General features: G+C 71.0%; 28 protein-coding genes. 9 read left to right on the forward strand and 19 right to left on the reverse strand.

Features of this window, described 5'->3' with window-relative positions:
* Positions 1–111 precede the first annotated feature (111 nt).
* The gene (locus tag F8566_RS07070) at positions 112–405 is read left to right on the forward strand and encodes a PLDc N-terminal domain-containing protein (protein ID WP_151559139.1); all 294 of its coding nucleotides are present in this window, start codon (positions 112–114) and stop codon (positions 403–405) included.
* Positions 406–430: 25 nt separating this feature from the next.
* Here F8566_RS07070 and ccsB read toward each other — a convergent pair whose 3' ends face one another.
* The 7 genes from ccsB to F8566_RS07105 form a co-directional block, all read right to left on the reverse strand.
* Entirely contained in the window at positions 431–1,438 is a 1,008-nt protein-coding gene (gene ccsB, locus F8566_RS07075) for a c-type cytochrome biogenesis protein CcsB (RefSeq protein WP_225992932.1), read from the reverse strand.
* 5 nt (positions 1,439–1,443) lie between these two features.
* On the reverse strand, positions 1,444–3,174 hold the full coding sequence (gene resB / locus F8566_RS07080; RefSeq protein ID WP_151559140.1) for a cytochrome c biogenesis protein ResB: 1,731 nt from the start codon (positions 3,172–3,174) through the stop codon (positions 1,444–1,446).
* A 1-nt stretch (position 3,175) separates the two neighbouring features.
* A complete protein-coding gene (locus F8566_RS07085; RefSeq protein WP_151559141.1) occupies positions 3,176–3,925 on the reverse strand; it encodes a cytochrome c biogenesis CcdA family protein in 750 nt (249 codons plus the stop codon).
* 111 nt (positions 3,926–4,036) lie between these two features.
* Complete coding sequence (locus tag F8566_RS07090) at positions 4,037–4,630, reverse strand: TlpA family protein disulfide reductase (RefSeq protein WP_225992933.1); 594 nt, start codon at positions 4,628–4,630, stop codon at positions 4,037–4,039.
* A 48-nt stretch (positions 4,631–4,678) separates the two neighbouring features.
* Complete coding sequence (locus F8566_RS07095; protein WP_151559142.1) at positions 4,679–5,320, reverse strand: histidine phosphatase family protein; 642 nt, start codon at positions 5,318–5,320, stop codon at positions 4,679–4,681.
* A gap of 77 nt (positions 5,321–5,397) precedes the next feature.
* A complete protein-coding gene (locus F8566_RS07100) occupies positions 5,398–6,678 on the reverse strand; it encodes a sensor histidine kinase (protein WP_151559143.1) in 1,281 nt (426 codons plus the stop codon).
* On the reverse strand, positions 6,675–7,331 hold the full coding sequence (locus tag F8566_RS07105; protein ID WP_151559144.1) for a response regulator transcription factor: 657 nt from the start codon (positions 7,329–7,331) through the stop codon (positions 6,675–6,677). Before F8566_RS07105 ends, F8566_RS07100 begins: the two co-directional genes overlap by 4 nt.
* Before the next feature lie 153 nt (positions 7,332–7,484).
* Here F8566_RS07105 and F8566_RS07110 point away from each other — a divergent pair, with 153 nt between their 5' ends.
* Genes F8566_RS07110 through F8566_RS07125 form a run of 4 tightly spaced genes read left to right on the forward strand, consistent with a single transcriptional unit; the run spans position 7,485 to position 11,132 of the window.
* Positions 7,485–8,027, forward strand: a complete 543-nt coding sequence (locus F8566_RS07110) for a hypothetical protein (RefSeq protein WP_151559145.1) — start codon at positions 7,485–7,487, stop codon at positions 8,025–8,027.
* Between the two features lie 5 nt (positions 8,028–8,032).
* Positions 8,033–9,232, forward strand: a complete 1,200-nt coding sequence (locus tag F8566_RS07115; protein ID WP_151559146.1) for a peptidoglycan-binding protein — start codon at positions 8,033–8,035, stop codon at positions 9,230–9,232.
* Positions 9,229–9,921: an ABC transporter ATP-binding protein gene (locus F8566_RS07120; protein WP_151559147.1), complete on the forward strand. Its 693-nt coding sequence runs from the start codon at positions 9,229–9,231 to the stop codon at positions 9,919–9,921. Before F8566_RS07115 ends, F8566_RS07120 begins: the two co-directional genes overlap by 4 nt.
* On the forward strand, positions 9,921–11,132 hold the full coding sequence (locus tag F8566_RS07125; RefSeq protein ID WP_151559148.1) for an ABC transporter permease: 1,212 nt from the start codon (positions 9,921–9,923) through the stop codon (positions 11,130–11,132). The genes F8566_RS07120 and F8566_RS07125 overlap by 1 nt, the downstream gene beginning before the upstream one ends.
* A gap of 56 nt (positions 11,133–11,188) precedes the next feature.
* On the opposite strand, the gene F8566_RS07130 is transcribed toward F8566_RS07125, so the two are convergent.
* The 3 genes from F8566_RS07130 to F8566_RS07140 all read right to left on the reverse strand — a co-directional run bounded on the left by F8566_RS07130 (position 11,189) and on the right by F8566_RS07140 (position 13,377).
* Positions 11,189–11,788 (reverse strand): hypothetical protein, encoded by a 600-nt coding sequence (locus F8566_RS07130; RefSeq protein WP_151559149.1) that lies wholly within the window; start codon positions 11,786–11,788, stop codon positions 11,189–11,191.
* Between the two features lie 15 nt (positions 11,789–11,803).
* Positions 11,804–12,337 carry a hypothetical protein gene (locus tag F8566_RS49670; RefSeq protein WP_192809555.1) on the reverse strand — a complete coding sequence of 178 codons (534 nt, stop codon included), beginning with the start codon at positions 12,335–12,337 and terminating at the stop codon, positions 11,804–11,806.
* 131 nt (positions 12,338–12,468) lie between these two features.
* On the reverse strand, positions 12,469–13,377 hold the full coding sequence (locus tag F8566_RS07140) for a LysR family transcriptional regulator (protein ID WP_151559151.1): 909 nt from the start codon (positions 13,375–13,377) through the stop codon (positions 12,469–12,471).
* Between the two features lie 72 nt (positions 13,378–13,449).
* Here F8566_RS07140 and F8566_RS07145 point away from each other — a divergent pair, with 72 nt between their 5' ends.
* Together F8566_RS07145 and F8566_RS07150 are read left to right on the forward strand one after the other, a co-directional pair.
* Positions 13,450–14,373, forward strand: a complete 924-nt coding sequence (locus tag F8566_RS07145) for an EamA family transporter (RefSeq protein WP_151559152.1) — start codon at positions 13,450–13,452, stop codon at positions 14,371–14,373.
* Positions 14,374–14,427: 54 nt separating this feature from the next.
* Positions 14,428–15,309 carry a 4-hydroxy-tetrahydrodipicolinate synthase family protein gene (locus tag F8566_RS07150; protein ID WP_151559153.1) on the forward strand — a complete coding sequence of 294 codons (882 nt, stop codon included), beginning with the start codon at positions 14,428–14,430 and terminating at the stop codon, positions 15,307–15,309.
* Positions 15,310–15,324: 15 nt separating this feature from the next.
* Here the strand turns inward: F8566_RS07150 and hemL are convergent, their stop codons facing one another.
* A complete protein-coding gene (gene hemL / locus F8566_RS07155; protein WP_151559154.1) occupies positions 15,325–16,626 on the reverse strand; it encodes a glutamate-1-semialdehyde 2,1-aminomutase in 1,302 nt (433 codons plus the stop codon).
* Positions 16,627–16,774: 148 nt separating this feature from the next.
* Between hemL and F8566_RS07160 the strand changes: the two genes are divergently transcribed.
* A complete protein-coding gene (locus F8566_RS07160) occupies positions 16,775–18,448 on the forward strand; it encodes a serine/threonine-protein kinase (RefSeq protein ID WP_192809556.1) in 1,674 nt (557 codons plus the stop codon).
* Here F8566_RS07160 and F8566_RS07165 read toward each other — a convergent pair whose 3' ends face one another.
* The 7 genes from F8566_RS07165 to F8566_RS49675 form a co-directional block, all read right to left on the reverse strand.
* The gene (locus F8566_RS07165) at positions 18,449–19,096 is read right to left on the reverse strand and encodes a bifunctional DNA primase/polymerase (RefSeq protein WP_151559491.1); all 648 of its coding nucleotides are present in this window, start codon (positions 19,094–19,096) and stop codon (positions 18,449–18,451) included.
* A 274-nt stretch (positions 19,097–19,370) separates the two neighbouring features.
* On the reverse strand, positions 19,371–19,823 hold the full coding sequence (locus tag F8566_RS07170; protein WP_151559156.1) for a hypothetical protein: 453 nt from the start codon (positions 19,821–19,823) through the stop codon (positions 19,371–19,373).
* 115 nt (positions 19,824–19,938) lie between these two features.
* Positions 19,939–21,204: an ABC transporter permease gene (locus tag F8566_RS07175; protein ID WP_225992934.1), complete on the reverse strand. Its 1,266-nt coding sequence runs from the start codon at positions 21,202–21,204 to the stop codon at positions 19,939–19,941.
* Complete coding sequence (locus F8566_RS07180) at positions 21,201–22,019, reverse strand: ABC transporter ATP-binding protein (protein WP_151559157.1); 819 nt, start codon at positions 22,017–22,019, stop codon at positions 21,201–21,203. Before F8566_RS07180 ends, F8566_RS07175 begins: the two co-directional genes overlap by 4 nt.
* Positions 22,016–23,230: a peptidoglycan-binding protein gene (locus F8566_RS07185; RefSeq protein WP_151559158.1), complete on the reverse strand. Its 1,215-nt coding sequence runs from the start codon at positions 23,228–23,230 to the stop codon at positions 22,016–22,018. Before F8566_RS07185 ends, F8566_RS07180 begins: the two co-directional genes overlap by 4 nt.
* A 313-nt stretch (positions 23,231–23,543) precedes the next feature.
* Positions 23,544–23,975, reverse strand: coding sequence for a hypothetical protein (locus F8566_RS07190; RefSeq protein ID WP_151559159.1), 432 nt, complete (start codon positions 23,973–23,975; stop codon positions 23,544–23,546).
* A gap of 71 nt (positions 23,976–24,046) precedes the next feature.
* Positions 24,047–24,493, reverse strand: a complete 447-nt coding sequence (locus tag F8566_RS49675) for a peptidase inhibitor family I36 protein (RefSeq protein ID WP_192809557.1) — start codon at positions 24,491–24,493, stop codon at positions 24,047–24,049.
* Between the two features lie 266 nt (positions 24,494–24,759).
* Between F8566_RS49675 and F8566_RS07200 the strand changes: the two genes are divergently transcribed.
* Complete coding sequence (locus F8566_RS07200; RefSeq protein ID WP_151559161.1) at positions 24,760–25,764, forward strand: hypothetical protein; 1,005 nt, start codon at positions 24,760–24,762, stop codon at positions 25,762–25,764.
* Here F8566_RS07200 and F8566_RS07205 read toward each other — a convergent pair.
* Entirely contained in the window at positions 25,759–26,733 is a 975-nt protein-coding gene (locus tag F8566_RS07205; protein ID WP_151559162.1) for a TAXI family TRAP transporter solute-binding subunit, read from the reverse strand. The genes F8566_RS07200 and F8566_RS07205 overlap by 6 nt on opposite strands.
* Positions 26,734–26,735: the final 2 nt, after the last annotated feature.

Raw genomic sequence — 26,735 nt, forward strand, 5'->3', positions numbered from 1 at the left:
GCTCCTCTGTCAGCGGGCCCCCCGAATCATCAAGCGCCAGGGCCCCCGTGGCAGGGTAAGCCGGAACCCGACACCGCGTCATCCCCACGAGTCACGGACTAATCTCAAGGGATGGCGTTTGTGCTGCTCGTGCTCATCCTTGTAGGAGTTTGGCTGTTCTGCCTCTTCGACGTCCTCGGCACCGATGAGACCGACGTACGGCATCTGCCCAAGTTCGGCTGGTTCCTTGTCGTTCTGCTTGGATCCCTGCTCGGTGCGGGGGCATGGCTGCTGTGGGGCAGACCACGGCGCGCGCCCGAGGAGGCCGTGTGGCCGCCGCCGGGCGCCTCAGGCGCACCGAAGGGCCCGGACGACGACCCGGCGTTCCTGGAGGATCTCGAACGCCGCCTGCGCGACGACGAGTGAGATCCTGCTCACATACGTACGAGGCTTACGCGTACGAGTGCAGGCCGGAGAACATGTAGTTCACACCGAAGAAGTTGAACAGCAGGCACCCGAACGCGACGAGCGAGAGGATCGCTGCCTTGCGTCCGCGCCACCCGGCGGTCGCCCGCGCGTGCAGGTAGGCCGCGTACGCGATCCAGGTGATGAACGACCAGATCTCCTTGGGGTCCCAGCCCCAGTAGCGGCCCCACGCCTCGTCCGCCCAGATGGCGCCCATGATGATCGCGGCGGTCCAGATCGGGAACGCGAACATGGTGACGCGCAGCGCCAGCCGGTCGAGATTGTCGGCCGATGGCACCCGGGCGAGGAAGCCGCCCGCCGCGTCGGAGGGCGCGAGCCTGGGGCCGTCGGCACCCGCCGCCACCGCCACCCGGGCCTCCTGGCGCGCCTTGAACAGGTACAGGATGGTCGAGGCGCCGGCGACGGTGAACGCGCCGGTCGCGATGATGGCGGCGCTGACGTGGATGGCGATCCAGTACGAGTTGAGGGCGGGCACGAGCGGGCCGACCTTGTCGTACAGCCAGATGTTGGCGATGCCGAGGGCGATCACCGCGGCGAGCATGACGAACGCGCCGAGGAAGCGGGCCTTGTAGCGGAACATCACGACGAGGTAGGCGCTCACGGCGGCGAACGCGATGGCGGTGAGGAACTCGTACATGTTGCCCCACGGCCAGCGTTCGGCGGCCAGCCCGCGGGTCACCATGAATCCCAGGTGCGCACCCCAGCCGAGGACGTTCAGCAGGACCGCCAGCCGCCCCCAGTCGCGGCTCTCGGGCTCTTCCTCGGTGGCGGCGCTCTTGGCGGGCGTGTCGTCGGCCACTTCGGCGCCGCCGGCGCCGACGAGGACCTTGGCCTCGGCCTCGGTCCTGGCCTCGGCTCGCCGCCTCGGCCCGAAGCCCAGATCGGCCGCGTAGGCGACCATGGCGACGATGTAGAGCACGACAGTGCTCAGCATGAGCTTGTCGCTCAGTTCCGCGAGGTCGGCAGTGCTCACCCTCGTCACTCCTCAGATTCGGTTGCCGAAGCGGCGGCCTGATCGTTGCTTGCCTTGTCGCCGGCGGCCTGATCGGTGCTTGCGTTGTCGTCGCCGGACTTGTCTGTGCCGGGCTTGTCCTGCTCGCCGCGGAGCGCGGCCACGATGTCGTCGAACTCGGAGGTCGGGTTGCCGAGCGTCAGCCCGCCGACCTCGACCACGGTACGCCCGTCCTCTCCGGCGGTCGCACGGACCCACACCCTGCGGCGGCGGACCATGAAGGAGGCGACCACGCCCGCGATCGCCAGGATCGCCGCGATCAGCGCCGGCATCCGGCCCGGGTCGCGGTTGACCGAGAGGCTCGCCCACTCCCTGAGGCCTTCGAACCTGACGCTCCCGGCGCCGTTCGGGAGCGTGAACGTCTCCCCGGGCTTCATGATCTTCTGGCCGTCCCGGCCGAGGGGCTGCAGCGTCTTGCCGATGCCTTCGAGCTTGTAGACCGACTGCGGGGTGCCGGAGTCCAGGCCCAGATCACCCTTGAACGAGGAGATCGTGATCATCGGATTGAGCGGCGCGGGGAAGGCGGACACGATCTGCTTCTGGTCCGGGGTGGCCACCGCGGTCGGCCACAGGATGGCGTAGAAGGCCAGCTGGTCCGGCTCGGCGTCGGGGACCTTGATCACACCCTCGGCCGTCTGGTTGCGGTTCTCCATCTGGAGGAAGGGCACCGCGTCCCGGAAGGCGACGTTGCCCTTGGCGTCGCGCACCGTGAAGACGGGCGAGTAGCCGTGGTTGAGCAGGTAGACCTTGGCGCCGCCCACCTTCAGGGGGTGGTTGACCTTCAGGTCGTACGACTTCTCCGGTGAGGTCGGCGTCTCGCGATAGCGCACCTTGGCCAGGTAGTCGGTGGCCTGGCCGCGCTTGGCCCCCTGCGTCTCGTACGTCGCCCTGAAGTCGTCGAGGGTCATGGTGAACGGCGGCAGATCGTCCGAGTCGAACTCGCGCCCCGGCATGAACTGGTCGTACCGCGACAACGAGTTGGCGAAGGTGTTTCCCTCCGTCAGCAGCACATTGCCCCGGTAGCCGAACGACGAGCCGAGGCCGAGCGCGAACAGCAGCGCCAGCAGGGCGAGGTGGAAGACCAGGTTGCCGGTCTCCCCCAGGTAGCCCTTCTCTGCCGCGACCGAGCTCTTGCCCCTGCCGTTCTCGTCGGCTCCGTCTGCCACGTCCACACGAAAGCGGCGCCCGCGCAGCAGCTTGCGCGCCTCCTCCAGGACCTCGTCCGGCTCGGCGTCCGTCTCGTACGACTCGGACTGCGGCAGCCGCATCAAGTTGCGAGGCGCGGCCGGCGGGCGGGCGCGCATCGCGCGGTAGTGCTTGAACGCTCGCGGGATCACACACCCCGCGAGCGACACGAAGAGCAGGATGTAGATCGCCGCGAACCACGGCGCGCCGAAGACGTCGAACAGGGAGAACCTGTCCAGCCACGGCGCGAGCGACGCGTGGTCGGTGAAGTACTGGTCGACCTTCTCCGGGGCCTGCGGTCGTTGCGGCAGGATCGAGCCCGGCACGGCGCCCAGCGCGACCAGGAAGAGCAGGATCAGCGCCGTGCGCATCGTGGTGAGCTGGCGCCAGAACCAGCGCAGCCACCCGATCGGGCCCAGCCCCTTGGGCCGCGGCGTCTCCTCGGCGGCCTGCCGCTCCGGGGGCGCCGCGACGCCGGGTTCGATTTCGGTGGCGCTGTCGGTGTCGTTCATCTCAAATCACCGGTTCGAAGCCGCTGATCCACGACTTCAGCTGGATGGTCAGGTCGCTCCACACGCCGGTCACCAGCAGCAACCCGATCACGACGAGCATGCCGCCGCCGATGCGCATGACCAGCCGGTAGTGCCGCTTGACCGCCCCGAAGGTCCCGAGGGCCCGCCGGTACGCCAGCGCGGTGATCACGAAGGGAAGGCCGAGTCCCAAGCAGTACGCCAGCGACAGTAGCGCGCCGCGGCCCGCGCTCGCCTCGGTGATGGACAGCGCCTGGACGGCGCCGAGCGTCGGGCCGATGCAGGGCGTCCAGCCGACGCCGAACAGCACGCCCAGCAGCGGCGCGCCCACCAGCCCGGCCTCAGGGAGCCTCCCGGACTTCACGGTCCGCTGGAGCCCCGGCACGAAACCCATGAACGCCAGCCCGAACACGATCGTGACGCCCCCGAGCACCCGGGTGATCGGGTCCTGGTACTCCAGCAGCCAGCGCCCGAGCCCGCCGAACACCATCCCGTAGCTCACGAAGACCAGGGTGAAGCCCGCGATGAAGAGCGCGGCCCCCGCCACCAGCCGTCCGCGCCGCTGATCGGCCAGGTCCGCCCCGCTCATGCCGGTCACGTACGAGAGGTAGCCGGGCACGAGCGGCAGCACGCACGGCGAGGCGAACGAGACCAGCCCGGCCAGGGCGGCCAGCGGCGCGGCCAGCAGCAACGACCCGCTGGTGACGGTCTCGCCGACCGCGGCCGCGATCATGGGCTCGCTCCGCGCCGTATCACTGGCTCACTCCGCGCCGTATCACTGGCTCACTCCGCGCCGTATCACTGGCTCACTCCGCGCCGTATCACTGGCTCACTCCGCGCCGTATCACTTCTCGGCCGCGACCTTGGCGACGAGCGGGCCCAGCTTGGAGTAGGTCGTCGCACCCACGATGCGGGCGGCGACCCGGCCCTGCCGATCGAGGATCAGCGTGCTGGGGATCGCGTTCGGCGGCACGTCGCGGAAGGCGAGCGTGATCTGCCCGCTCTCGTCGAACAGGCTCGGGTAGGAGATCTTGAACTTGCGTTCGAAGGCCTTGGCGTTGTCGCGGCTGTCCTTGAACCCGACGCCGACGAACTCCACGCCCTTGGCCTTGTTCTCCTTGTAGACCTGCTCCAAGGAGGGCGCCTCGCCCCGGCAGGGGGCGCACCACGAGGCCCAGAAGTTGACCACGGTGACCTTGCCGCGAAGCTCGGCGAGCTTGAGGGGCTTGCCCTCCAGCGTCGTGCCCTCCGCCTGCGGGGCGGCCTTGCGGTCGGCGACCTTGATCTCCTGCGCGTTGCCGTCGCCCCCGACGAAGCGGTTGCCGCTCCCGTCGGGACCCGACGCCGACGATCCCGCGCAGCCCGCCAGCGCCGTGGACGAAGCGACCGACAGGGCGACCACGGCGGCGAACAGCCCGGGGGAGGTGCGGGGGTTCAACGGACCCTCCTACAACTACAGCTTGTAGTACTCAATGTAGCGGCCGGGTCAGGCGCCTGCGACACTGGGGCCCTTGGCGATCCCGGCGGCGGGCTCGTGGTAGGAGACCTCCACCAGCCGGCTGCCCTCGAAGGCCAGGGACGTGACGCTGGCCAGATCGCACTGGCGCTTCGCGGGATGGTGCCACAACCGCCGGTGCTCGGCCCGCAGCCGCAGGACCCAGACGGGCAGCTGGTGGCTGACGCAGACGGCCTCGTGCCCGCTGGCGGTGTCCCTCGCCCGGATCACCGCGGCCTTCATCCGGGCGGCGACCTCCTTGTAGGGCTCGCCCCAGGAGGGGCGGAGCGGGTTCAGCAGGTAACGCCAGTGCTCCGGCCGCTTCAGCGAGCCCGACCCCACCCCGAACGTCATCCCCTCGAAGTGGTTGTCGGCCTCGATGAGCCGGTCGTCCACCGTCACCGGCACATCGAGCGCGTCCGCCAGCGGCGCCGCCGTCTCCAGCGCGCGCTGCATCGGCGATGAGAACACCGCCGTGACGTCCCGCTCGGCGAACCACCTGGCTGCGGCCTTGGCCATGAGGATCCCGTCCTCACTCAGCCGGTACCCCGGCAGCCGCCCGTACAGCACACCCTCAGGGTTGTGCACCTCACCGTGCCGCAGCAGGTGAACGATCGTCTTATCAGCAGTCATGGCGTCGCCAGGTTACCCGCGCGCCCCTTGTGTACCCGCCCCCGACCTCACCCCCCGGCCACCCCGCCACATGAGACCTACGAGCGGATGATCTCTATCTGGCGGTCCGGGCGGAGGGCCTCACGGGTGTCGGGCGGGCAGGCGGGGAGGGTGACGGTGACCACCAGGCCTCCGCCCGGGCGTGGGCTCGCGGCTATCCGGCCCGAGTGGGCGCCGACGATGGAACGGACGATCGAGAGGCCGAGACCGGCGCCCTTGGGGGTGACCAGGCGGTCGCTGTCGAAGCGGTGGAAGGGCTCGAACAGCGCGGGGATCTCGTAGGGCGGGACGGCGGGACCCGAGTTGCTGACGGTCAGCTCGACCTGGCCGGCGTCGGCGCGGCTGGTCACCTCCACCCAGCCGCCGGGACCGGAGTTGTGCCGGATGCCGTTCTCGACGAGGTTCTGGACGAGGCGTTCCAGCAGGAGGGCGTCGCCTGAGGTGAGGGCCTCGCCGGGCTCCTCCCGGACGGTGATCTCGGCGTGCGCCGCCTCGCGGGCGGTCTGGGCGGTGACGTGGCCGACGACGTCCGCCAGGTCGACCGGGGCACGGTCGGTGATCTCGTTCTCGGATCTGGCCAGCAGCAGGAGGCCGCCGATCAGGCGTTCGTGCCGGGAGTTGATCTCCAGCAGGGTCTCGCCCAGCTGGATGACGTCGGGCGAGGCCGTCTTGCGGTGCATGGCGACCTCGACCAGGGCGCGGCCCAGCGTGAGCGGGGTCCGCAGCTCGTGCGAGGCGTTGGCGACGAAGCGGCGCTGCCCGTCGAAGGACCGGTCGAGCCGTTCGACCATGGTGTCGAAGGTGTCGGCGAGCTCCTTGACCTCGTCGTTCGGGCCGCGGAGCGCGATCCGTTCATGCAGGTTGTGGTCGGCGGCGGGCGCGCTCGCGATGCGCCGCGCGGTGTCGGTGACCTTGTGCAGCGGGGCGAGCATGCGACCGGCGATGAGCCAGCCGAAGCCCACCGCCAGCCCGCCGACCGCCACCAACGCCAGCCCGCCCTGCGTGACCAGGGAGGTCACGGCGGCGTCGTGCAGCTTGTCCCGCTCCGCCTTGAGGAAACGGTCCATATCGGGGGAGATGAGCCGGTCTTCCGGGCGCACCGCGTTCGGTGGTTGCGGCGCCACCGTGGTCCTCTCGCCGGACGGGTCCGACTTGGTGATCGCGAGGAACTTCTGGCCGCGCTGGGCGAGCTGCTGGTCGAAGAGGACGTAGGTGACGCCGAGCAGCAGCAGCCCGGCGACGAAGAACAGCCCGCCGTAGGTCAGCGTGAGCCGTGCGCGGAGAGAGAGACGGCGTTGCCGCAGGCGCTTCAGCTTCATCGGATCCGGTACCCCACTCCCTTGACGGTCTCGACCACGGGCGGGTCGGCGAGCTTGCGGCGCAGCTTGAGGATGGTGAGCCGGACGGCGCCGGTGAACGGGTCGGCATGCTCGTCCCACGCCTTCTCCAGCAGCCGTTCCGCGGAGACGACGGTCCCCTCGGCGCGGAGCAGCTCCGCCAGCACGGCGAACTCCTTCCGGGCCAGCGGAACGTAGCGCCCGTCCCGGAACACCTCCCGGCGCGCCGGATCCAGCGTGATGCCGGCGCGGCGCAGCACCGGCGGCGCGGCAGGGCGGGACCGGCGGCCGAGCGCCTGTACGCGGGCGGCCAGTTCGGGGAAGGCGAAGGGCTTGGTGAGGTAGTCGTCCGCGCCGATCCCGAGACCCTCGACCCGGTCGGTGACCTCGGCGGCGGCGGTCAGCATGAGGACGCGGACCACCGACTCCGCCTCGGCGAGCTCCCGGCAGACCTCGTCCCCGTGCACGAGCGGCAGGTCACGGTCCAGGACGACGACGTCGTAGTCGTTGACCGCGACCCGTTCGAGCGCCGCCGCCCCGTCGTAGGCGAGATCGACCGCGTGCGCCTCGTCCCGCAGCCACTCGGCGATCGCGTCCGCGAGCAACCGCTCGTCCTCCACCACCAGCACCCGCATCTGTCCCGTCCCTCCGATGACTCCCAGCGGCCATCGTGACGATCGGGCTGTTTCTTTTCTGTTAGGGACGCGAGAAACGGAGGGGAAACGCGGGACCCGGTTGCATGCCCGTCATCCACCGGAACCGATCCGGTTCGATCGAGGAGAAGACACATGCGACTGCAGAAGATCAGTGTGCTGGCGGCCCTTCCGCTGGCAATGGCCCTCACCCTCACCGCGTGCGGCGGGGACGAGGAGAAGCCCGGCGTCGCGACCGTCAACAACGGCAAGCAGGCGGGCAGCACCGGCGGCGCGACGCTCAGCCCGGGGGAACGGGGAGCCAAGTACGCCGAGTGCATGCGCAAGAACGGTGTCCCGATGGACGACCCCAAGCCGGGCGGCGGGATCCAGCTCAAGCTGGACGGGAAGACCCCGAAGTCCACGGTGGACAAGGCGCAGGAGGCCTGCCGCGAGTTCAACCCGATGCAGGACGCCGCCCCCGGCTCGGACCCCGAGGCCGAAAAGCGGAGCCTCCAGTTCGCCGAATGCATGCGGAAGAACGGCGTGGAGAAGTTCCCCAACCCCAAGCCGGGCCAGCGCGGCGTCATGATCAACAAGGAGCAGATCGGGGACGACCCCGACCTTGAGGCCGCCCAGAAGGCCTGCATGTCCATCATGCAGCGCGGCGGCGCCAACGGCGGCGGGGCCGGGCAGTGACGGCAGTGGGCGAGCACGGGGGCGGCGGGCCGACGCCCGCCGCCGACGGGCAGGGGGTCGACGGGCAGGCCAGGCCGGCCCCGCCCGAGGAGCCTCCAGTTCCGGCGGGGCGGGCGGCGGACAAGCGACCCCGCCGGCGACGTTCCCGGAAGAAGCTCATCGTGGCCGTCGCCGTGGTGGCCGCTGGGAGCGTGGCCGTCGCGGCGGCGCTGGCCCTCGGCCAGGGCGACGGGTCCAGCGGCACGACGGCGAGCAACCTGCCGCCGAAGACCGCAAAGGTCTCCAAGGAGACGCTCGAGGACACCCAGGAGGCCGACGGGCAGCTCGGTTTCGGGACGACCAGCACCGCGACCAGCAGGCTGTCGGGCACGCTCACCGCCCTGCCCGACAGCGGCAGCGAGATCGGCCGTGGCAAGCCGCTCTACAAGGTCGACGACGACCCCGTCCTGCTCATGTACGGGTCCAAGCCCGCGTACCGGACCCTGCGATCGGGCGTCGAGGGGTCGGACGTCCTGCAGCTGGAACGCAACCTGAGCGCCCTCGGCTACGACGGGTTCACGGTGGACGACGAGTACACCGGGGACACCGCCGACGCCGTACGCGAGTGGCAGGACGACAAGGGCCTGGAGGAGACCGGCGAGGTCGAGCTCGGCCGGGTGGTCTTCGTTCCCGGCGAGATCCGGGTGGAGAGCCTGCACGCGGGCGAGGGCGATCCGACGCGTCCCGGCGGCAAGGTGCTCTCGTACACCGGGACCGACAAGGCCGTCACCGTGGAGCTGGAGACCGCCGACCAGCGGCTGGCCAAGAAGGGCGCGACCGTCGAGGTGACGCTGCCCGACGACACCAGCGTGCCCGGCCGGATCGACGAGGTCTCCACGGTGATCCAGCCGGCGAGCGGGAACGAGGAGGCCACGACCAAGGTCGAGGTGATCGTCGAGCTCAAGGGCGCCAAGGCCCAGAAGGCGGCCGCGGACTACGCGATGGCCTCGGTGGACGTCACGTTCACGGCCGGGACCCGCAAGGACGTGCTGACCGTGCCGGTCGCGGCACTGCTGGCGCTCCAGGAGGGCGGGTTCGGCGTGGAGGTCGTCAACGGCGCCACCACGTCCTACGTGCCGGTCAAGACCGGGCTGTTCGCGGACGGCAAGGTCGAGGTGTCCGGCGAGGGCATCACCGAGGGAACGATCGTGGGGATGCCGAAATGATCTCCCTTCGGGACGTGACCAAGCGCTACTCCGGCGGGGTGACCGCGCTCGGCGGCGTCTCGCTGGACATCGGCGCGGGCGAGCTGACCGCGATCGTCGGCCCGTCCGGGTCGGGCAAGTCGACCATGCTGAACGTCCTCGGCACGCTGGACCGGCCGACTTCGGGCACGGTGCACATCGACGGCTACGAGGTCGGCAAGCTGTCCGACGCCAAGCTGTCGGCGCTGCGGGCGAGCCGGATCGGCTTCGTCTTCCAGCAGTTCCATCTGGCTCCGGGCACGCCGGCGCTGGACAACGTGGCGGACGGGCTCCTCTATTCGGGCTACCGCCCGGCCGTCCGGCGCCGTCGTGCGGAGGCCGCGCTGGAACGCGTCGGGCTGGGACATCGCATGGATCACCACCCGCACGAGCTGTCGGGCGGTGAACGGCAGCGCGTCGCCATCGCGCGGGCCGTGGCGGGAGAGCCCGCCCTGCTGCTCGCGGACGAGCCCACCGGGGCGCTCGACTCGGCCTCGGGGGCCGGGGTGATGTCGCTCCTGCGCGAGCTGCACGCCGCCGGCACCACGGTGGTGATCATCACGCACGACCGGGACATCGCGGCCACGCTCCCCCGGCAGATCCGGATGCGCGACGGCCTGGTGGTGGCGGACTCGGGACGGCCCGATCTCGTCCCGGCGGTGGTGGGCTGATGGCGGCGATCGGCCCCTCGCTCAGACCGGCCCGGATGTGGCCGGGCGACGTGGTCAAGGTCGGCGCGGTGGGCCTGCGCACCCGCCCGATGCGGGCGTTCCTGTCCGCGCTCGGCATCGCCATCGGCATCGCGGCGATGGTCGCCGTCGTCGGCATCTCCTCGTCGTCGCGGGCCGACCTCGACCGCACCCTGGCGTCGCTGGGGACCAACCTGCTGAAGGTATCGCCCGGCCAGACCCTGACCGGGGACGAGGCCCAGCTGCCGAACGAGTCCGAGGCGATGGTGGCCCGGATCGCGCCGGTGCGGACGGTGTCGGCGATCGGCCTGATCGACGAGGCGAAGGTCTACCGCAACAGCAAGATCGACGAGGCGGAGACCGGCGGGATCGCGACGTACGCCGCCCGCACCGGGCTGCGCGAGGCGATCGGCGCACGGCTGCGCGCGGGCACCTGGCTGAACGAGGCGACGAGCACGTACCCGGCGACGGTGCTGGGCTCGGCCGCGGCGGAGAAGCTCGGCATCAGCCAGGCCGGTCCGGCCACCCAGGTGGTGATCGGCGGCGAGCTGTTCACGGTCGTCGGCATCCTCGAACCGGCTCCGCTCGCCGAGGAGCTGAACAGCGCGGCGCTGGTCGGCTGGCCGGTGGCGAAGTCGGAGCTGGGCTTCGACGGGCATCCGACCACGGTCTTCACCCGTTCGGACGACGCGAGCGTCGAGGCGGTGCGGTCCGTGCTCGGGGCCACCGCCAACCCCGAGGCGCCCAACGAGGTGGAGGTGTCGCGTCCCTCGGACGCGCTCGCCGCCAGGCAGGCCGCCGACGAGGCCCTCACCGGGTTGCTGCTCGGGCTCGGCGCGGTGGCGTTGCTCGTGGGCGGCGTCGGGGTGGCCAACACCATGGTCATCTCGGTGCTGGAACGGCGTTCGGAGATCGGGCTGCGGCGCTCGCTCGGAGCGACGAAGGGGCAGATCCGCACCCAGTTCCTGGCGGAGTCGTTGCTGCTCTCCGCGCTGGGCGGGGCGGGCGGCGCGCTGATCGGCAGCCTGGTGACCGGCGGCTACGCCATCTACCAGGGCTGGCCGATCATCATCCCGGCGTGGGCGGTGCTGGGCGGGATCGGCGCGACGCTGGCCATCGGCGCGCTGGCGGGTCTCTACCCGGCGGTCCGTGCGTCCCGGCTTTCGCCGACAGAGGCGCTCGCCACCACATGAGCCGGTGATTCAGGGCCCCCACTCCCCCGAGGGGCCGCCTCCCCTCGGGCCCTGGATCACCCCTCCCAGGCGTGGCGATCGAGGAAGGCCCGGTCGCCACGCGCGTACTCGTCGAAGGCCCGCTGGACCACGGCGAGATCGGTCACGTGGGTCCGGTGAAGCTTGTTCTGGCGGCTGTCCTTGTACTCAAGCTCGTAGCCGCCGGGCTCTGGCGCGGCCTGCACGAAATGCTCGCCGAAGACGACCAGCGCGGCGAACGGGTTCTGGTCCGACAGCCGTTCCAGGACGTCCCGGACGAGGCCCAGATCGGGATCGACGACCTGGACGCCGTCGCCCGTGTGCAGTTGCATGCCCTCGTACGCCCCGGTCGGCCCGAGATTGTGCACCAGCCGGCGGTACGGGTCGTAGCAGGTCAGCCCGAGCGCCCGCGCCAGCGCGTAGACCTGTGCGGAGACCTCGTCCGCGCGTTCCGGATCCATCCGCACGCGAGCGAAACGCTCATGCTCGGCTGACATCTCCACATCCGGGAAGCGCCCGCCGAACTCCTTTGCGAACGCGGCGACCGCCGGATGCGGAGTGGCCTGCTCGAACGCCGTCGCTGCCTGCTCGCGGTCGACCGGGGCGTCCTCGTGCCAGATGACCAGCTCGTACGTCACAAGGCCATGATCCCATCAAAGGTCCTGTGGCTGCTTTGCCGCCTCGAAGACCTGTCCCGCCGCGTCGAAGCGGGCGTTCCAGGTCAGGCCACCGATGATCTTGCGGCCCGCCTTCTCCCGCGTCCTGGCCACGGCCGTGTCGAAGGCGGCCCGGCTCATCCGCGGTTTGGTGATCTTGCTCTGGCCGCCCTCCACCGAGAGCCCGACCCCGTAGAACCGCGCCGACGGGGCGAGCACGACGGGCCTGAACTCGCCGGTGCGGATCACGTCGTACATGCCCGGCTCCAGGAAGTCGACCTTCGCGGGAGCGAAGACGAGCCCGCCGGAGGAGCGGTCGTTCATGAACACGCCCTCGATCGTGCGCCCCGCGTACGGATGCGGTGCCTGCGCGGGAGACGGCGGCGGAGAGGACGCCGGCGACGCGGAGGACGCGGACGGACTGGCCGATGAGGAACGCCCTTTCCCGGTGGAGGAGCCATCATCACCGCCACCGCATGCGGGGAGGAGGAGCAGACCGGCGATCACTGTGAGGACCCGAACGGTGTCCATGCGCACGGAGCCTGCCATCTCTCTCGACCGGCCGGAAGGCTTCGCCGTGACCGCTCCCGGACGGCCGCCGGGCACGCCGCTCGGCACGTCCTGGCGCCGCCCGGGCCGCTCGCAACCCGCGACTCAAATGATCATTTGGCGGCCTCGTCGGGGGCGGCGGCGCGCAGGGCGTCCATGGCGGCGCGGATGGCGGGGCGCCGGGCCGCCTCCTCCCGCCAGACCGCGTAGATGCGGCGGGACAGGGAGGTCTTCAGCGGCACGACGCGTACGCCCTCGGGCACGTCACAGCGACCCAGACGGGGCAGGACGGCGTTGCCCAGACCGGCCTCGACCAGGGCGAGCTGGGTGGCGAACTCGTAGGCCATGTGGTCGATGCGCGGCTCGGCGTCGATCGAACGCAGCGTGTGCGTGAGCCAGTCGCAGCAGATGCTGCCCGGTGTCGAGCTGATCCACGAGTCGCCCGCCAGCTCCTTGAGCTCCACCTCGTCGCGATCGGCGAGCGGGTGGCCGCCCGGCAGCGCGACGTCGGCCACGTCGTAGCAGATCGTGCCGCGGAGCAGGCCCTCGGGAATCGGCAGCGGCTCGTTGTTCCAGTCCTGGACGACCGCCATGTCGAGATCTCCGCGCACGACGCGCGGGATGCTCTGCATCGGGTCCTCCTCACCCACGATCACGCGGAGGTCGGGGTGGTCCGCGCGCAGGGCGCGCAGCGCGGCCGGCATGAGACCGCGGATGGCGGTCGGGAAGGCCGCGACGGCCAGCTCGCCCACCACGGCGCCCCGGTGTGCCTCCAGATCGGCCTGTGCCCGTTCGACCAGGGACAGGATGCGGTCCGCGTGGGTCACGAGCAGCTCGGCGGCGTCGGTCAGCCGGACTCCGCGGCCGTTGCGCTCCAGCAGCTTCTGCCCGGTCTCGCGCTCGAGCTTGGCCAGCTGCTGGGAGACCGCGGAGGTGGTGACGTGGAGCACGTCGGCCGCGGCGCTCACCGAGCCGTAGGTGGCGACCGAGTGCAGTGCGCGCAGGCGTTCCAAATCGAGCATGAAGTAACTCTAAAGCGAGCTGTCAACTAATTCTAGATTGTCCTAAAACGAGGTCCCCGAGAGCATATGGGCATGTCACCGCGCCATCTGCTCCTCGCCGTCATGATCGCCGCGATCTGGGGCTTCAACTTCGTGCCGATCAAGACCGGCCTGGACACCTTCCCGCCGCTGCTGTTCGCCGGCCTGCGGTTCGTGGTGTCGGCGCTGCCCGCGGTCTTCTTCGTGCGGCGCCCTCCGGTGGCCTGGAAGTGGATCCTGCTGACCGGCGTGGCGATCGGGGTCGGCCAGTTCGGGCTCATGTTCCTCGGCATGCGGGAGGGCATGCCCGCCGGGCTGGCGTCGGTGCTGCTGCAGTCGGCGGCGCTCTTCACGACCGTCTTCGCGTTCGGGCTGGTGGGCGAGCGGCCCCGGCCGATCACCGCGGTCGGCATGCTGGTCGCGCTCTTCGGCGTGACGCTGATCGGTGTCGACTTCGGGCAGGGCAGCCCGATCCTGGCCTTCCTGCTGACCATCGGCGCCGCCGCCTCCTGGGGGCTGGGCAACGTCCTCATCCGGATGACGAACCAGTCCACCGAGGAGCCCGTCGACGGCTTCGCCTTCATGGTGTGGATGTCCCTGGTGCCGCCGCTGCCGCTGTTCGCGCTCTCCCTGATCTTCGAGGGGCCGAGCGCCGGCCTGGACGCCTTCGCCCACGTGCCCTGGGAGGCCTGGGCGTCCCTGGCCTACATCGCCTACCTGTCGACCCTGGTCGGGTTCGGCGCGTGGGGGTGGCTCATGCGGCGGTACGAGGCGGGCACGGTGGCGATGTACGCGCTGCTCGTCCCCCCGTTCGGCATCATCTCGACGGTCGTGGTCCTCGGCGAGAGCGTCAGCGCCCTGCGGCTCTTCGCCGCGGCGCTCATCGTCGGCGGCGTGGCCCTCGGCAGCGTCCGCCGCCGCGTGCCCCTCGCCGCCGAGCCGCCCCTCCTCGAACCCGAACCCGCGCTGTCCAAGTGATCCCTGCGCTCGTCAAATGATCCCTGCGCCGTCCAAGTGATCAAGGTGAGATTCATGCATGGCGTCCACGCGTCGCTCGTGACCCCGTTCACCCACTCCGGCGAGATCGACACCAAGTCGCTCGAACGCCTCGCCCGGCACTGCCTGGAGCAGGGCGCGGCCGGGCTGGTCGTGCTCGGCACCACCGGCGAGGCCGCCATGCTGACCGGCGCCGAGCAGCGCGCGGTCCTGGAGACCTGCCGCGCGGTGTCGATCGAGCACGGCACCCCGCTGATCGTCGGGGCCGGGACCATGGGCACCGCGCCCTCGATCGAGCAGGCACGCGAACGCGCCTGCCTGGCCGACGCGCTGCTCGTGGTGGTCCCCTACTACCTGCGGCCCTCCGACCAGGGCGTCCTGGACCACTTCGCCGCCATCGGCGCCGCCGCGGACGTGCCGCTGATCCCGTACAACATCCCGTACCGCACCGGGAAGCATCTGTCGTCCGGCACCCTGCTCCGCCTGCTCGACCTCGACTGCGTCACCGGGATCAAGCAGTGCGCCGGCGCGATCGACGCGGACACGCTGCGGCTCCTCGCCGCCAGGACGGGCAAGGCGATCCTCGCCGGCGACGACGCGTACCTCTACCCGATGCTGCAACTGGGCGGCGCAGGCGGGATCACCGCGTCGGCCTGCCTCGCGCCCGGTGCGTACGCAGCGATGGCGCTGGCCGTCCGCGACGGCAACCACGCCCGCGCCCTGGCCCTGCACAACGCCCTGTTGCCGCTCGCGGACGCCCTCTTCAGCGAGCCGTCACCCGCGGTCCTCAAGGCGGCCCTGGCCGATCGCGGCATCATCGACTCACCCTCGGTCCGGGCTCCGCTCCATTCGCCCGCCACAGAGCCTGTGGCAGCCGCGCTGTCGGCCTTGGCCGGTGTGGGCTCCCTGATCCACTGACGGTCCCGGCGAGCGCTACCCCGCCGACCTGGCCTCCGCCGCCGCACGCGCGGCATGCGGCAAGGCGTCGGTGATGCGTTCCAGGGCCGCCTCGTCATGAGCGGCCGACAGGAACCACACCTCGTACGAAGACGGCGGCAAGTAGACGCCGCGGTCGAGCGCCTCGTGGAAGAACGCGGCGTAGGCCTTGGAATCCTGGCGCTGCGCAGCCGCGAAGTCCCCGACCACCTCGTCGGTGAAGAAGACCGAGAAGAGGTTGCCCGCGGTCTGGAGTCGATGCGGGACGCCCTCCTTGGCGAGCGCGGCCGACGCCGCCTCGGCCACCAGCGCGGCCGACCGGTCGATCGCGGTGTACACCTCGTCCGTCGCGTTCCGGAGCGTGGCCAGGCCCGCGGCGGTGGCGAGCGGGTTCCCCGACAGCGTGCCCGCCTGGTAGACCGGACCGGCCGGGGCCAGGTGATCCATGATGTCGGCGCGGCCGCCGAAGGCCGCGGCGGGCAGCCCACCGCCCATGACCTTGCCGAACGTGACGAGGTCGCCGGGCACGCCCTCGATCCCGTACCAGCCCGACCTGGAGGCACGGAAGCCGGTGAGGACCTCGTCGATGATCAGCAGCGCCCCGCTGCGCCCGCACAGCGCCTTGAGCAGCGCGTTGAAGTCCGGCAGCGGCGGGACGAGGCCCATGTTGCAGGGGACCGCCTCGGTGATCACACAGGCGATCTCGTGCCCGTACTCGGCGAACGCCTCCTCGACCGCGGTGACGTCGTTGTACGGCAGCACCAGCGTGTCGGCCGTCGTGGCACCGGTCACCCCGGGGGTGTCGGGCAGCCCGAGCGTGGCGACGCCGGATCCGGCCGCGGCCAGCAGCGAGTCCACGTGCCCGTGGTAGCACCCGGCGAACTTCACGATCTTGGATCGGCCGGTGAACCCCCGCGCCAGCCGGATCGCCGACATCGTGGCCTCGGTGCCCGAGTTGACCAGCCGGACCTTCTCGACCGGGGTCCGGGCCACGATCTCCTCGGCCAGCTCGACCTCACCGGGAGTCGGGGCGCCATAGGACGTGCCACGCCCGGCCGCCTGCTGGACCGCCTCGACGACGGCGGGGTGGGCATGCCCGAGGATCATCGGGCCCCACGAGCAGATGAGATCGACGTACTCGTTTCCGTCGGCGTCGGTGAGGTAGGGGCCCTTCGCCGACGTCATGAACCGCGGCGTCCCGCCCACCGCCCGGAAGGCGCGTACCGGGGAGTTCACCCCGCCCGGGACCACCTCGTTCGCGCGCTCGAAAAGCCGTTTGGAGTCTTCGATGCCAGTCACGCGGCCAGTCTCTCAGTTCCAGTTTGGCGACAGCCCTTGACCTCGCCCGTAACCGGCCGATATTCCACCAAGTACACCGGCGTCGCGGCTGATGACCGACGCCTCACTCGTAGCGGCGCCGGCCGTATCGGAGGGATGGGCTCTCAACGTGGTTGACGGCTGGACTGTCCCGGGTTTCACCCACGTCCGGGACCTCGGGAGCGGCTCGTCGGGGCGGGTCGTGCTGGCCGTCGACGACCTCACCCAGACCAAGGTCGCGATCAAGTATCTGGACCGGAGGCTCCGGGGGGACGACGCGTTCCTTTCGGACTTCCGCACGACGGCACAGCGGTTGTCCCAGCTGGAGGACCCCAACGTCGTCGACTTCTATGACTTCGTGGAGACCCCGGAGGGGGCCGCGGTCGTCATGGAACGCGTCAACGGGGTCAGCATGCGGTGGATGCTCGCCGCGCAGGGCCCGACGGGCCCGCTGGCCGCGCTGGCGATGCTGGGCGGCATCCTGGCCGGGCTGGCCGCCGGGCACGACCGCGGCGTCGTCCACGGCGCCGTGCGCCCCGCCAACGTCATCGTGGACGGCGCGGGCAACGGGCGGCTCACCGACTTCGGGCTGGCGCCCGCCGCGTCGATCGCGCAGTCCGGACCGGCGTACGCGGCGCCCGAGCTGTGGAACGGAGCGCCCGCGAGCGTCGCCACGGACCTCTACGCGGCCACGGCGATCTTCTTCGAGTGCCTGACCGGGCGGCCGCCGTTCAGCGCCCGCAGCCAGTCGGGGCTGGCCAAGGCCCACCGCGAGGCGGCCATCCCAGTGGAGGAGGTGCCCGGTCCGCTGCGCGACCTGATCGCGCGGGGCCTGGCGAAGGACCCGGCCGAACGGCCCAAGACCGCCGCCGACATGCTCGGCGCGGTCGAGGAGGCAGCGGTCGCCGCGTACGGCCTCTCCTGGGAGGCGCAGGGCCGGAGCCGGCTGACGGAGCTGGCCGCGCAGACCGCCGAACGCCCCGAGCCGAAGCCGTCCCGGATCACCACGCCCCGCGGCAACCCCATCTCGCAGCCCGTCCGGTCGTCCCGGTCGCGGCTGGTGGCCGCCCTGGTGGCGGGCGTGGTCATCATCGGCGGCGTCCTGGGCGCCGCGGTGGTGCACGCCAGCCAGGACGAGGATGCGCCACGGCCCGACCCGTCCCCGGCCGGCAGCGGCAGCCCCGCCCCGGCCTCCCCGGGCGCCACGCCGGGCGCGACCCTCGCGGACAAGGTCAGCAAGGCGACAGCGGAGACTCCGGGCGCCTCGTTCAGCTACCGGCGCAGCGGATGTTGCGGCGGTCCCGCTTGGGCGCAGGGCTCGTTCCGGATCGTCCAGGGCGCCGCGCCCTCTTACTCGATGACCGTCAGCGCCAGCACGAAGGCGCTGCGCAAGCGCACGCGAGCCGTGCTGGTGGGTGGTTCGGCCTACGTCCAAGCCGGGAAGCGGTGGCAGAACGCGTCGCTCGCCGGCGGTGGGCGCGGATACGCGGCGCTCGCCGGTCAGGTGCGAGCGGGCTCGGCGGCGGGCAACGTCGCGGCGCTGCTGCAGGCCACCACCAGCCTCCAGGAGGCGGGCGGGATCTATCGCGGCACCGTGCCGGTGAGCGCGCTGACCCAGAGCCCCGAGCTGACCCAGCTCGCCTCGGCCGTCAAGGCCAAGCAGGTGCAGTTCGCGCTGCGGCTCGACCGGAACGGACTGCCGGTGCAGATCCGGATCAAGGTCGGGCAGGGCGGCCGTTCCCAGCTGCTGCAGACGTCGTACTCGAACTGGGGCAAGGCCGGCTCGATCAACGCTCCGCAGTGATCACCGTTCAGCGGCCTCACAGCTGTCGGAGAGCACTTCCAGGAGCCGGAGAGGGTCGGGCAGCGGGCCGCCGTCCGGCGGCCTGATCCAGGCGACCTCACGGTCGTACGGGAGCATCGACGGCGGGGCGACCACATAGCTGTCACGGCAGTGCCAGCGCATGCCGGGTGTCTCGGCGATGCTCTCGGGCGAGCAGTCCAGATGGCACGACCACCACTCGTCCTCGTCGGCGGGGGCGCCACGGGTGGCCACGAAGAAGAGGTGACGATCCTCACCGATGGCGGCGACCGGGCCGACCTGCAGCCCGTCCCGGGCGATCCGCCGGAGGGCGACCTTTCCGGCGGCGGCCGGTACGTCGAAGACGTCGAACACCCGCCCGGTGGGCAGGATGATGTTGGCCTGAGGACGCTCCGACCACCAGCGCTTCAGCACCGCGGGATCGGTCGAGGCCTGGATCGCCCAGGCGGCCGACACGGGGTGCGCTCCTGGGTCGGGGCACCCGATCCGGTCGCACGAACACGCTCTGTCACCATCGACGGGGGGATGGGCGCCGAGACAGGAGGGCCACCCGAGCTCCGCGTATTCGAGTGCGGCCGCGACCATCCGGTTTCGTGCCTTCTGCCGCCTTCCGCCCGAGACAGCCAGCATCATGCGCCCCCCTGTGGTCGAACGTTGCTCCCTACTAACGATGATGCAGGTAACCGCGAGAGACGGACACGCCAACCCCCTGGAAACGACCCTAAGTGACTAGACCCACGTGATCACCAGCAAAGAATCACATCGTCGACCAGTGACCTAGTGATCACCTGACGTGACGGCCATCACGACCAGTCCCTCACCAGAAACCGAGAGCGCCCGCCACGCACCGTGACGGACGCTCCCGGGGTTGAAGACGGACACTCCGGAGGTCGGGCGGCCGGGCTCAGCCCGTGTAGGGACCGGTGTGCGAGCTCAGCTTGTCGTTGACGTCGCCCGTCTCGCTGCCCCACCAGTCGGACGAGGCCAGGTCACTGTCCCAGCTCTCCGCCTTGATGTAGTAGAGGGGGCCTTCCTGGCCGACGTAACGATGGGCGTGGTACGGGGCCCAGTGCCTGTTGTTGTACGACGAGATCGTGTTGTTGAGGGCGACCGTACCGCTGGCGTAGTCGTAGTAGTCGTTCGTATAGTTCTTGTCCTCACCGGTGAAGGCCCGCGATCCACCGCTGTAGTCCTTGTGCCGGTAGTAGCAGACCTCTTCGTAGTCGAAGGCCGGGTCGCCGCACTTGTGGGAGGCGGAGGCCGGCGAGGTCAGCGCCACCATGGAACCGGCCACCGCCACGCCCACCATGGCGACCTTGATGGCGCCGCCACCGAGGGCTTTCCGATACGACCGCATGAGCACACTCCTTGTCTTCGTCGTGATCATCTGTGTTGCCTTACTTCGGTCACCCGCCGGCCGGCGGGTGCCGGTCGGGAGGCGCCGGTCTGGGGCCGGCGGGAGTCGCCGGGGTTCATCGGCGCAGGGCCTCGATGGGTTCGATGCGGCTGGCCCGCCAGGCGGGATAGAGGCCGGCGAGCAGGCCGGTGAGCGCTCCGACGGCCGGGGCGGGCAGGACGGCGAGGGGTTCGAGGATCGGGGTCCAGTCCTTGCTGATGGCGACGCCCACGACGGCGGCGACACCGAGGCTCGTGCCGACCAGCCCGCCGAGCAGGCCGAGGGCGGCGGACTCGGTGAGGAACTGCGCGGCGATGTGCCTGCCGCGGGCGCCGAGAGAACGGCGCAGGCCGATCTCGCCGGTGCGTTCGAGTACGGCGACCAGGGTGGTGTTGGCGATCCCCACCGCCCCGATGACCAGGCAGATCCCGGCGAGGGCGAGGAAGAGCGTGCCCAGGTCGGTGTCGACCTGCTCCTTGAGCTGCTTGGGGTCCGGCGGCACCGTGACCTTGAAGCGTTCGGGCTGGTCCGGCCGGATCGCCAGGGCTGCCTGCCGGCCGATCAGCGGCGCCGCCCCGAGCCGGGTCTCGACCAGGACCTTCGGCGCCTCCCCCTGCAGCCCGCCGGGAAGGCCCCAGAGGTTCGTGGCCGTCACCGAGGGCACCAGGACCGACAACAACGTGGCGGACTGCCGGTCGACCTCGTCGATGATCCCGATCACGGTCAGCGGGGTGGGCCCGACGAACACCGCCGGCTGGCCGTCCAGCCGGGTGATCCCCAGCCGGGACGCCGCCGCCCGGCCCAGCAGGCACACCCGTTGCCCGGTCCGCTGGTGGAAGGAGTCGAAGAGCCGTCCGGCACCGGCCCGGGCGTGCACGGCCTCCAGATATCCCGGGGACACGGCGGTCACGGTCAGCGGCTCGCCCTGGCCCGCCGCGATCGACGGGGGACGTGCCGAGACGAGCACGCCGGACTCGCTCCCCTCGGACGTGGGGATCGTCGGCCGCCAGAACATGCCGGCCGCCCGCACCCCGTTCAGCGCGGTGAGCCGCTGCTCGGTGTCAGAGGGGAACGCGAAGTCCGCCGTGGCGCGGTCCTCGGGCGCGTCCTCCACGGTGATCTCGGTGGCGGCCAGCGCGGTGAAACGTTTGGAGATCTGGCCACTGGCGGTGGCGGTCAGCCCGAGCACGGCGACGAACGCGGCCACGCCGAGCAGGGTCCCGAGAACGGTCAGGGCGGCCCGGGCCGGACGCGCGAGCATCGCCGCGGTGGCCTCGTCCAGCGCGTCCCGGGCCGCGAACCGTGTCTGTTTGACCGGCGCGGCCTTGCCCCGGCCCTTCACCGGACACACCGGCTCTGGGCCTGGTGAACGGTCTGCTCCTCGTGAACGGTCTGCGCGACCTGTACGGCCTGCGCAACCTGTACGGCCTGCGCGTCCTGCACGGCCTGCACCGCCTCCGCGGTCAGACTCGCCGGATCGGTCTCCCGGAGCACGCCGTCGCGGATCACCACGGCACGTTCGCCGCGCGACGCCACCCCGGGATCGTGGGTGACCACCAGGACCGTGAAGCCGTCCGCGTGCAGTTCGTCGATCAGCGCCAGCACGGTCCGCGCGGTGGTGGTGTCGAGGTTGCCGGTCGGCTCGTCGCACAGCAGCAGGCTCGGCCGGTTGACCAGGGCGCGGGCGATCGCGACCCGCTGCCGCTCCCCGCCCGACAGCCGCCCGGCCGGCGCGTGCGCGCGGTGCCCGAGCCCGACCCGTTCCAGCGTCTCCAGAGCGCGGGCTCGGCGCTCCTTGCGCTTGGCCCCGGTGTAGAGGAGGGACAACATCACGTTCTCCATCGAGCTGCGGTGCGGCAGCAGGTGGAAGGACTGGAAGACGAACCCGATCCGGCGCCCGCGCAGGGCCGTCCGGTCCCGTTCGTTCAACGTGGCGGTGTCGATGCCGTCCAGCCGGTAGACGCCCTCGCTCGGCCGGTCCAGCAGCCCCGCGACGTTCAGGAACGTCGACTTTCCCGACCCCGAGGGACCGACCACGGTCACGTACTCGCCGCGCCGGATCACCAGGTCGGCGGGCCGCAGCGCGGGTACCGGCGGCGGACCCGGATACGTCCGGCCGACCCCGGCGAACTCGATCACCGGTGCCCGCGCGCTCACTTCCCGACCACCACGCGATCGCCCTCGGCCAGGCCGTCCCCGCGCACCTCGACGAACCCGCCGCCCGTCGCGCCGGCGGTGACGGCGATCCGCTCCTGGGCGCCGCCCGGCGCGAGCTTGATCACCTGGGTGGATCCGTCCGCCGCCCCGTAGACCGCCGAGGCGGGCACGACCAGGACCGGCCCGTCGGTGGACGCCGCTTCGATCGTCAGCCGCACGTCCTGCCCGGCGAAGCCCTCCGGCAGCTGGGTCGTGCCCGCCACCCTGACCGGATGCCCCGCGCCGGCCGTTCCGCCGTCGGCGGTGAACGCCCCGATGCTGCGCACGCGCCCCCGCGCGGACCGCCCGGACTCCTCCGAGAAGATCGTCACATCCATGCCGGGCTTCACCAGCTTGCGGTCCGGCGCCGTCAGCGTGCCCCTGACCTCCAGCTCACCCGTGGCCAGCTTGAGGATCGCGCCGGTCACCTGAGCGCCCAGGGTCGCCTTCACCTCGGTGGCCCGGGCGGGGAACCGCGGAACGTAGACCACCTCTCCGGCCTTCAGGTAGACGCTCGGCTTCGGCTTCGCGCGGGTCCGCGCCGAGGCCGGGTCGCCGTCCGCGGCCGCACCGCCCTCCGGCTCCTCGTTCTCCGGCTCCCCGATCGCCGGGCTTTGGGCGGCCGGGGGCTCGTAGCCGCGGTCTTCATACAGCTTGCGAACCGCGGCCTGGGTGGTCGAGCCGTAAGTCCCCTCGGCGTCGCGCACGGAATATCCAAGGCCGCGCAGCGCCCGTTGCAGCTGCTTCACATCCGGTCCCTTGCCACCTGGCCGGATGTCCCGGTACGCGGGAATGGCACCGGCCAGAGCGATCACCGGACGCCCCGAGACCTCGGCGACGACCGCGCCCGCCTTGATCCGCTGCCCCTTCTTCACGGTGGTCCGGGTGATCACCGACCTGCCCTCGGCCGCCGCCGCGGGGGTCACCTCGATCGTCCGGCCCGGCGCCACGGTGCCGCGCAGGATCACCGACTCCTTCAGCACGCGGCGTTCCACCGGCGCGGAGATCACCGAGGCCCGCGGCGGACCGGCGTCCGCCGCCACCTGCTGCGGCGATTTGATCAGAGTCGAGGCGCCCAGGCTGGCGACCGACGCCACCACCGAGGCCGCGACGATGCTGAGCAGGAACCGCCGGCGAGAACGCAGCGGCCCGTCGTCAGAGGGGGACGACATCGACGGCCCGGCTCTCAGGGCGCCGCGGGAACGGTTTCATGGGTTTCCCTCTCGCTGGAGAAACGGGACCGGGGAGGTCTACCCGCGGACGCCTCAGCGCGTTCGGCGGCGCGTCCGCGGGCGGTATCCACCGGGGGTGGTGACGGGCGCTGGCCGGGGGTAGCGGCCAGCCACCTTGCGGGGTGCGACCAGGCAACCGGTGGCGCGGCACACCCCGCCACCATGGGCGACATAACTTGAAGCCTCTTTAACACTTCATCCCGGTACGCGACCGGCTCGTCACCCACCGGTAATGCGGGCCTGGAATTTCCGGTCAGTCCCAGACGACGTGAGAACTGATGGAGTTGTCCATGTCGATGCCGTCGTACCAGAGCTTGTCCCTCAGGTCGGACGCCGCCGACATCGGATACAGCGACTTGGTGCAGAAGGCCTGGTTGACCCGCTGGCAGACCCGGTAGGACTTCGTGATGTGGTAATTCACGTATGACGAGGTCGTCTCGTTGAGGGACTTCGTCGGCGACAGGTTGTCGTAATAGTCGTTCGCGTAGGTGGCGTCCTCGAGCGTGAAGGCGCGGGATCCCCCCGTGTAGCCCGCGAGCCGCCAGTAGCAGATCTCCTGCTCCCTGTCGCACCTGTGCGAGGCGGACGCGGGCGGAGCCGCGACGAGAACGGCGCCAATGGCCAGAGCGCCCAGCACCACCCCTCTCATGGTCTTCGCGGTGACGCCGGTCGAGAATCCGGGCATGCTCATACTCCGTTCGTCGGGAATCGATTTCCTGCCTTGCGCCAGATGTCCGTGGCGCACGTGCCTTCGGATCAGCTCGGGAACCACACGTGCGAGCTGAACGTGTCGTTCATGTCGCAGCACGGGGCCCAGAAATTGTTGGTCAGGTCACCGTCCATCGTGAGCGACAGAATTCCCTTGGTGCAGCCTTCCTGGCTTACGTAACGGCATTCGGTATAACCACGGTCCCAGTGCCGGTTGATGTAGGAGGAAATGGTGTTGTTGAGCGATACGCTCGTACCGGTGTAGTTGTCGTTGGTGTAGGTGGTGTCGTTGTTGGTGAAGGCCCGGCTGGCACCGCCGTAACCGGCGTTCCGGTAGAAGCAGATCTCGTTGTGCACGTAGTCGTCGCACGCGTGCGACGCCGAGGCCGCCGGAGCAAGGGTGAGAACCCCGCCCGCCGCGGTCATGGTCAGCCCGGCCACCGCGGCGGTCTTGGCCGCCACGCCCGCCAGCCGAGTCGAAAATCTCTGGATCACGTTGTCCCTCCGGTAATGGGCCCGGATGACACGGGCCCGGATCGGCTCGATCCCATTGAGCGGACCGCCCGTTCGAGAGACAAGCGTGGGCCTGCGAATTTGACCGATCCCTAACAAGTCGGGCGCGGAATTCCCGGTTCTTAGCATTGTGTAAAGAAAAGCCGTGGCGGGTGCCCGCCGGGCCAGGTGGCCTGCGACGCTCCCTTTTGGATCCTGACCTGCGTTGGATCCTGACCTGCGTTGGACCCTGACCGAGGGAGGCGGGCATGCGAGCACGTTGGGCGGGCACCGCGGCGTTCGCCGGACTGACCTTGATCGTCACAACGGCCGGCTGCTCCGGCGACGGACGGCCGAAAGCAGAGGCGCCGCCCTCGATCCCACCGCCGCCGATCGCGACGATTCCTGCCCCGGCGTCGGCGGACGGGCTCTCCCTGCCGCTGGAGGCGTACCTGCTCACCCCGGAGCAGAACGCCACGGTCCATCGCGCGCAGAGCATGCTCACGGCCGATTGCATGCGACGCTACGGCTTCTCCTATCCCGTGGCCGGGGCGCGGGGCCTGTCGGCCGCACGCGAGACGGTGAACTGGCTTTTCCTCTCCGAACGCACCGCGGCCCAGTGGGGCTATCACCAGAGCCCGGAGCGCCGGGCGGAGATCCAGCGGGCCCAGGAGGGTGGCAACGGCACGGATCTGAGCGGCGCGGCCAAGGCCGTCATGACCGGCACCGCCGCCTCCTACCAGGGAACGGCCGTGCCCAAGGGCGGATGTTTCTCCCAGGGCCGCGACGGCATCGAGGCGGGAGCGGGGAAGATCAAGCTGCCCACCTGGGCCGATCGCGGGGATCAGAAACTGCCGCCCGGTGCGCCTCCCTCGATGCGGCTCGCCTCGGAGCAGCCGTCGTACCTCCCGGAGACTCTGCTCGACGGCGCGTTCAAGTACGCCCAGGCGGACGCGCGCATGAAGAAGGTCGAGGCCGCCTGGAGCACGTGCATGAACGAGGCCGGCCACGCCTACCCCAACGTGGACGCCGTGCTTCGCGACCGGCGCTGGGAGGGAGGCGAGGGCCCTTCCACCGCCGAGATCGCCACGGCTCGCGCCGACGCCCGCTGCCGCGCGCGGGTCAACTACGCGGGGACGATGTACGCACTCCAGGTCGCGTACCAGGAGGCGCTGATCGAACAGAACGCCGAGGCCCTGGTCCAGGTGCGGCGCACCAACGAGACGATGGTCCGCAACGCGGCGGAGGTGCTGAACGGGGGCTCCACCTCATGAGCCCGAGCCGGCGGCCATGACCTTCGACTCCCGGTAGTAGTTGGCCGCGCCGGGGTGCAGCGGCACGGGGAAGGTGACGAGAGCCGTGCGGTGGTCCAGGCGCCTGGCCTCGGCGTGCGCGGCGTTCAGCGTGGCCTTCGCTTCGAACAGCAGGGCGGTCAACGCCTGTGCCTCCGCCGCCGGCATGTCAGCGCGCACGACCAGCACGTTGGCGATCCCGACGGTGGTGACCTCCCCGGCCAGGGAGTAGAGGTTCGCCGGGATGGAACGAAGCTGGTACACCTCGCCGTACTTGGCCTGCAGCCCGTGGACCAGCCGGCCCACGGGCAGGATGCGGATCTGGTGGTCGCGGGCCAGCTCGGCGACCGCCGGAGTCGGCAGCCCGCCGGTGAAGAAGAAGGCGTCGATCTCGCCCCGGCCGAGCGAGGCGGCCGACGCGGCCGCCGACAGGCGATGCCGGTGGATCTCCCGGTCGAGGTCGAGCCCGGCCGCCTCCATCACCCGCGCCGCCACGATCTCGGTACCCGACCCGGCGGACCCGGTGGACACCCGCCGGCCACGCAGATCGGCGATCTCGTGGATGGGCCCGTCCGCGCTCACCACGATCTGCAGGTAGTCGTCGTAGAGCCCCGCCAGCGCGACGATCGGCAGGGCCTGGCCGAAGGGACCCTCGCCGCGCACCGCGAGCGCGGCCGAGTCCACCGTCGCGAACCCCAGATGCGCCCTGCCGTCGGCGATCAACCGCAGGTTCTCCACCGAGGCCGCCGTGGTGAGCACGGCGGTGTCGGCGGCCCAGCGGTGCCGCGCGGCCCGGGCGAAGGCCGTGCCCAGCGCGTGGTAGACACCGCCCTCGCCGCCGGTGGCGATCACCAGGCGGCTCACCGGCGCGGACGAGGCGCCGCGGGCGAAGCCGACCAGTCCGGTGAGGATGAGCACGGCGAGCACCGCCGCGGCCTGCGCCGCCTTCATGA

The organism is Actinomadura rudentiformis (assembly GCF_008923185.1).
Taxonomy (GTDB): Bacteria; Actinomycetota; Actinomycetes; order Streptosporangiales; family Streptosporangiaceae; genus Spirillospora; species Spirillospora rudentiformis.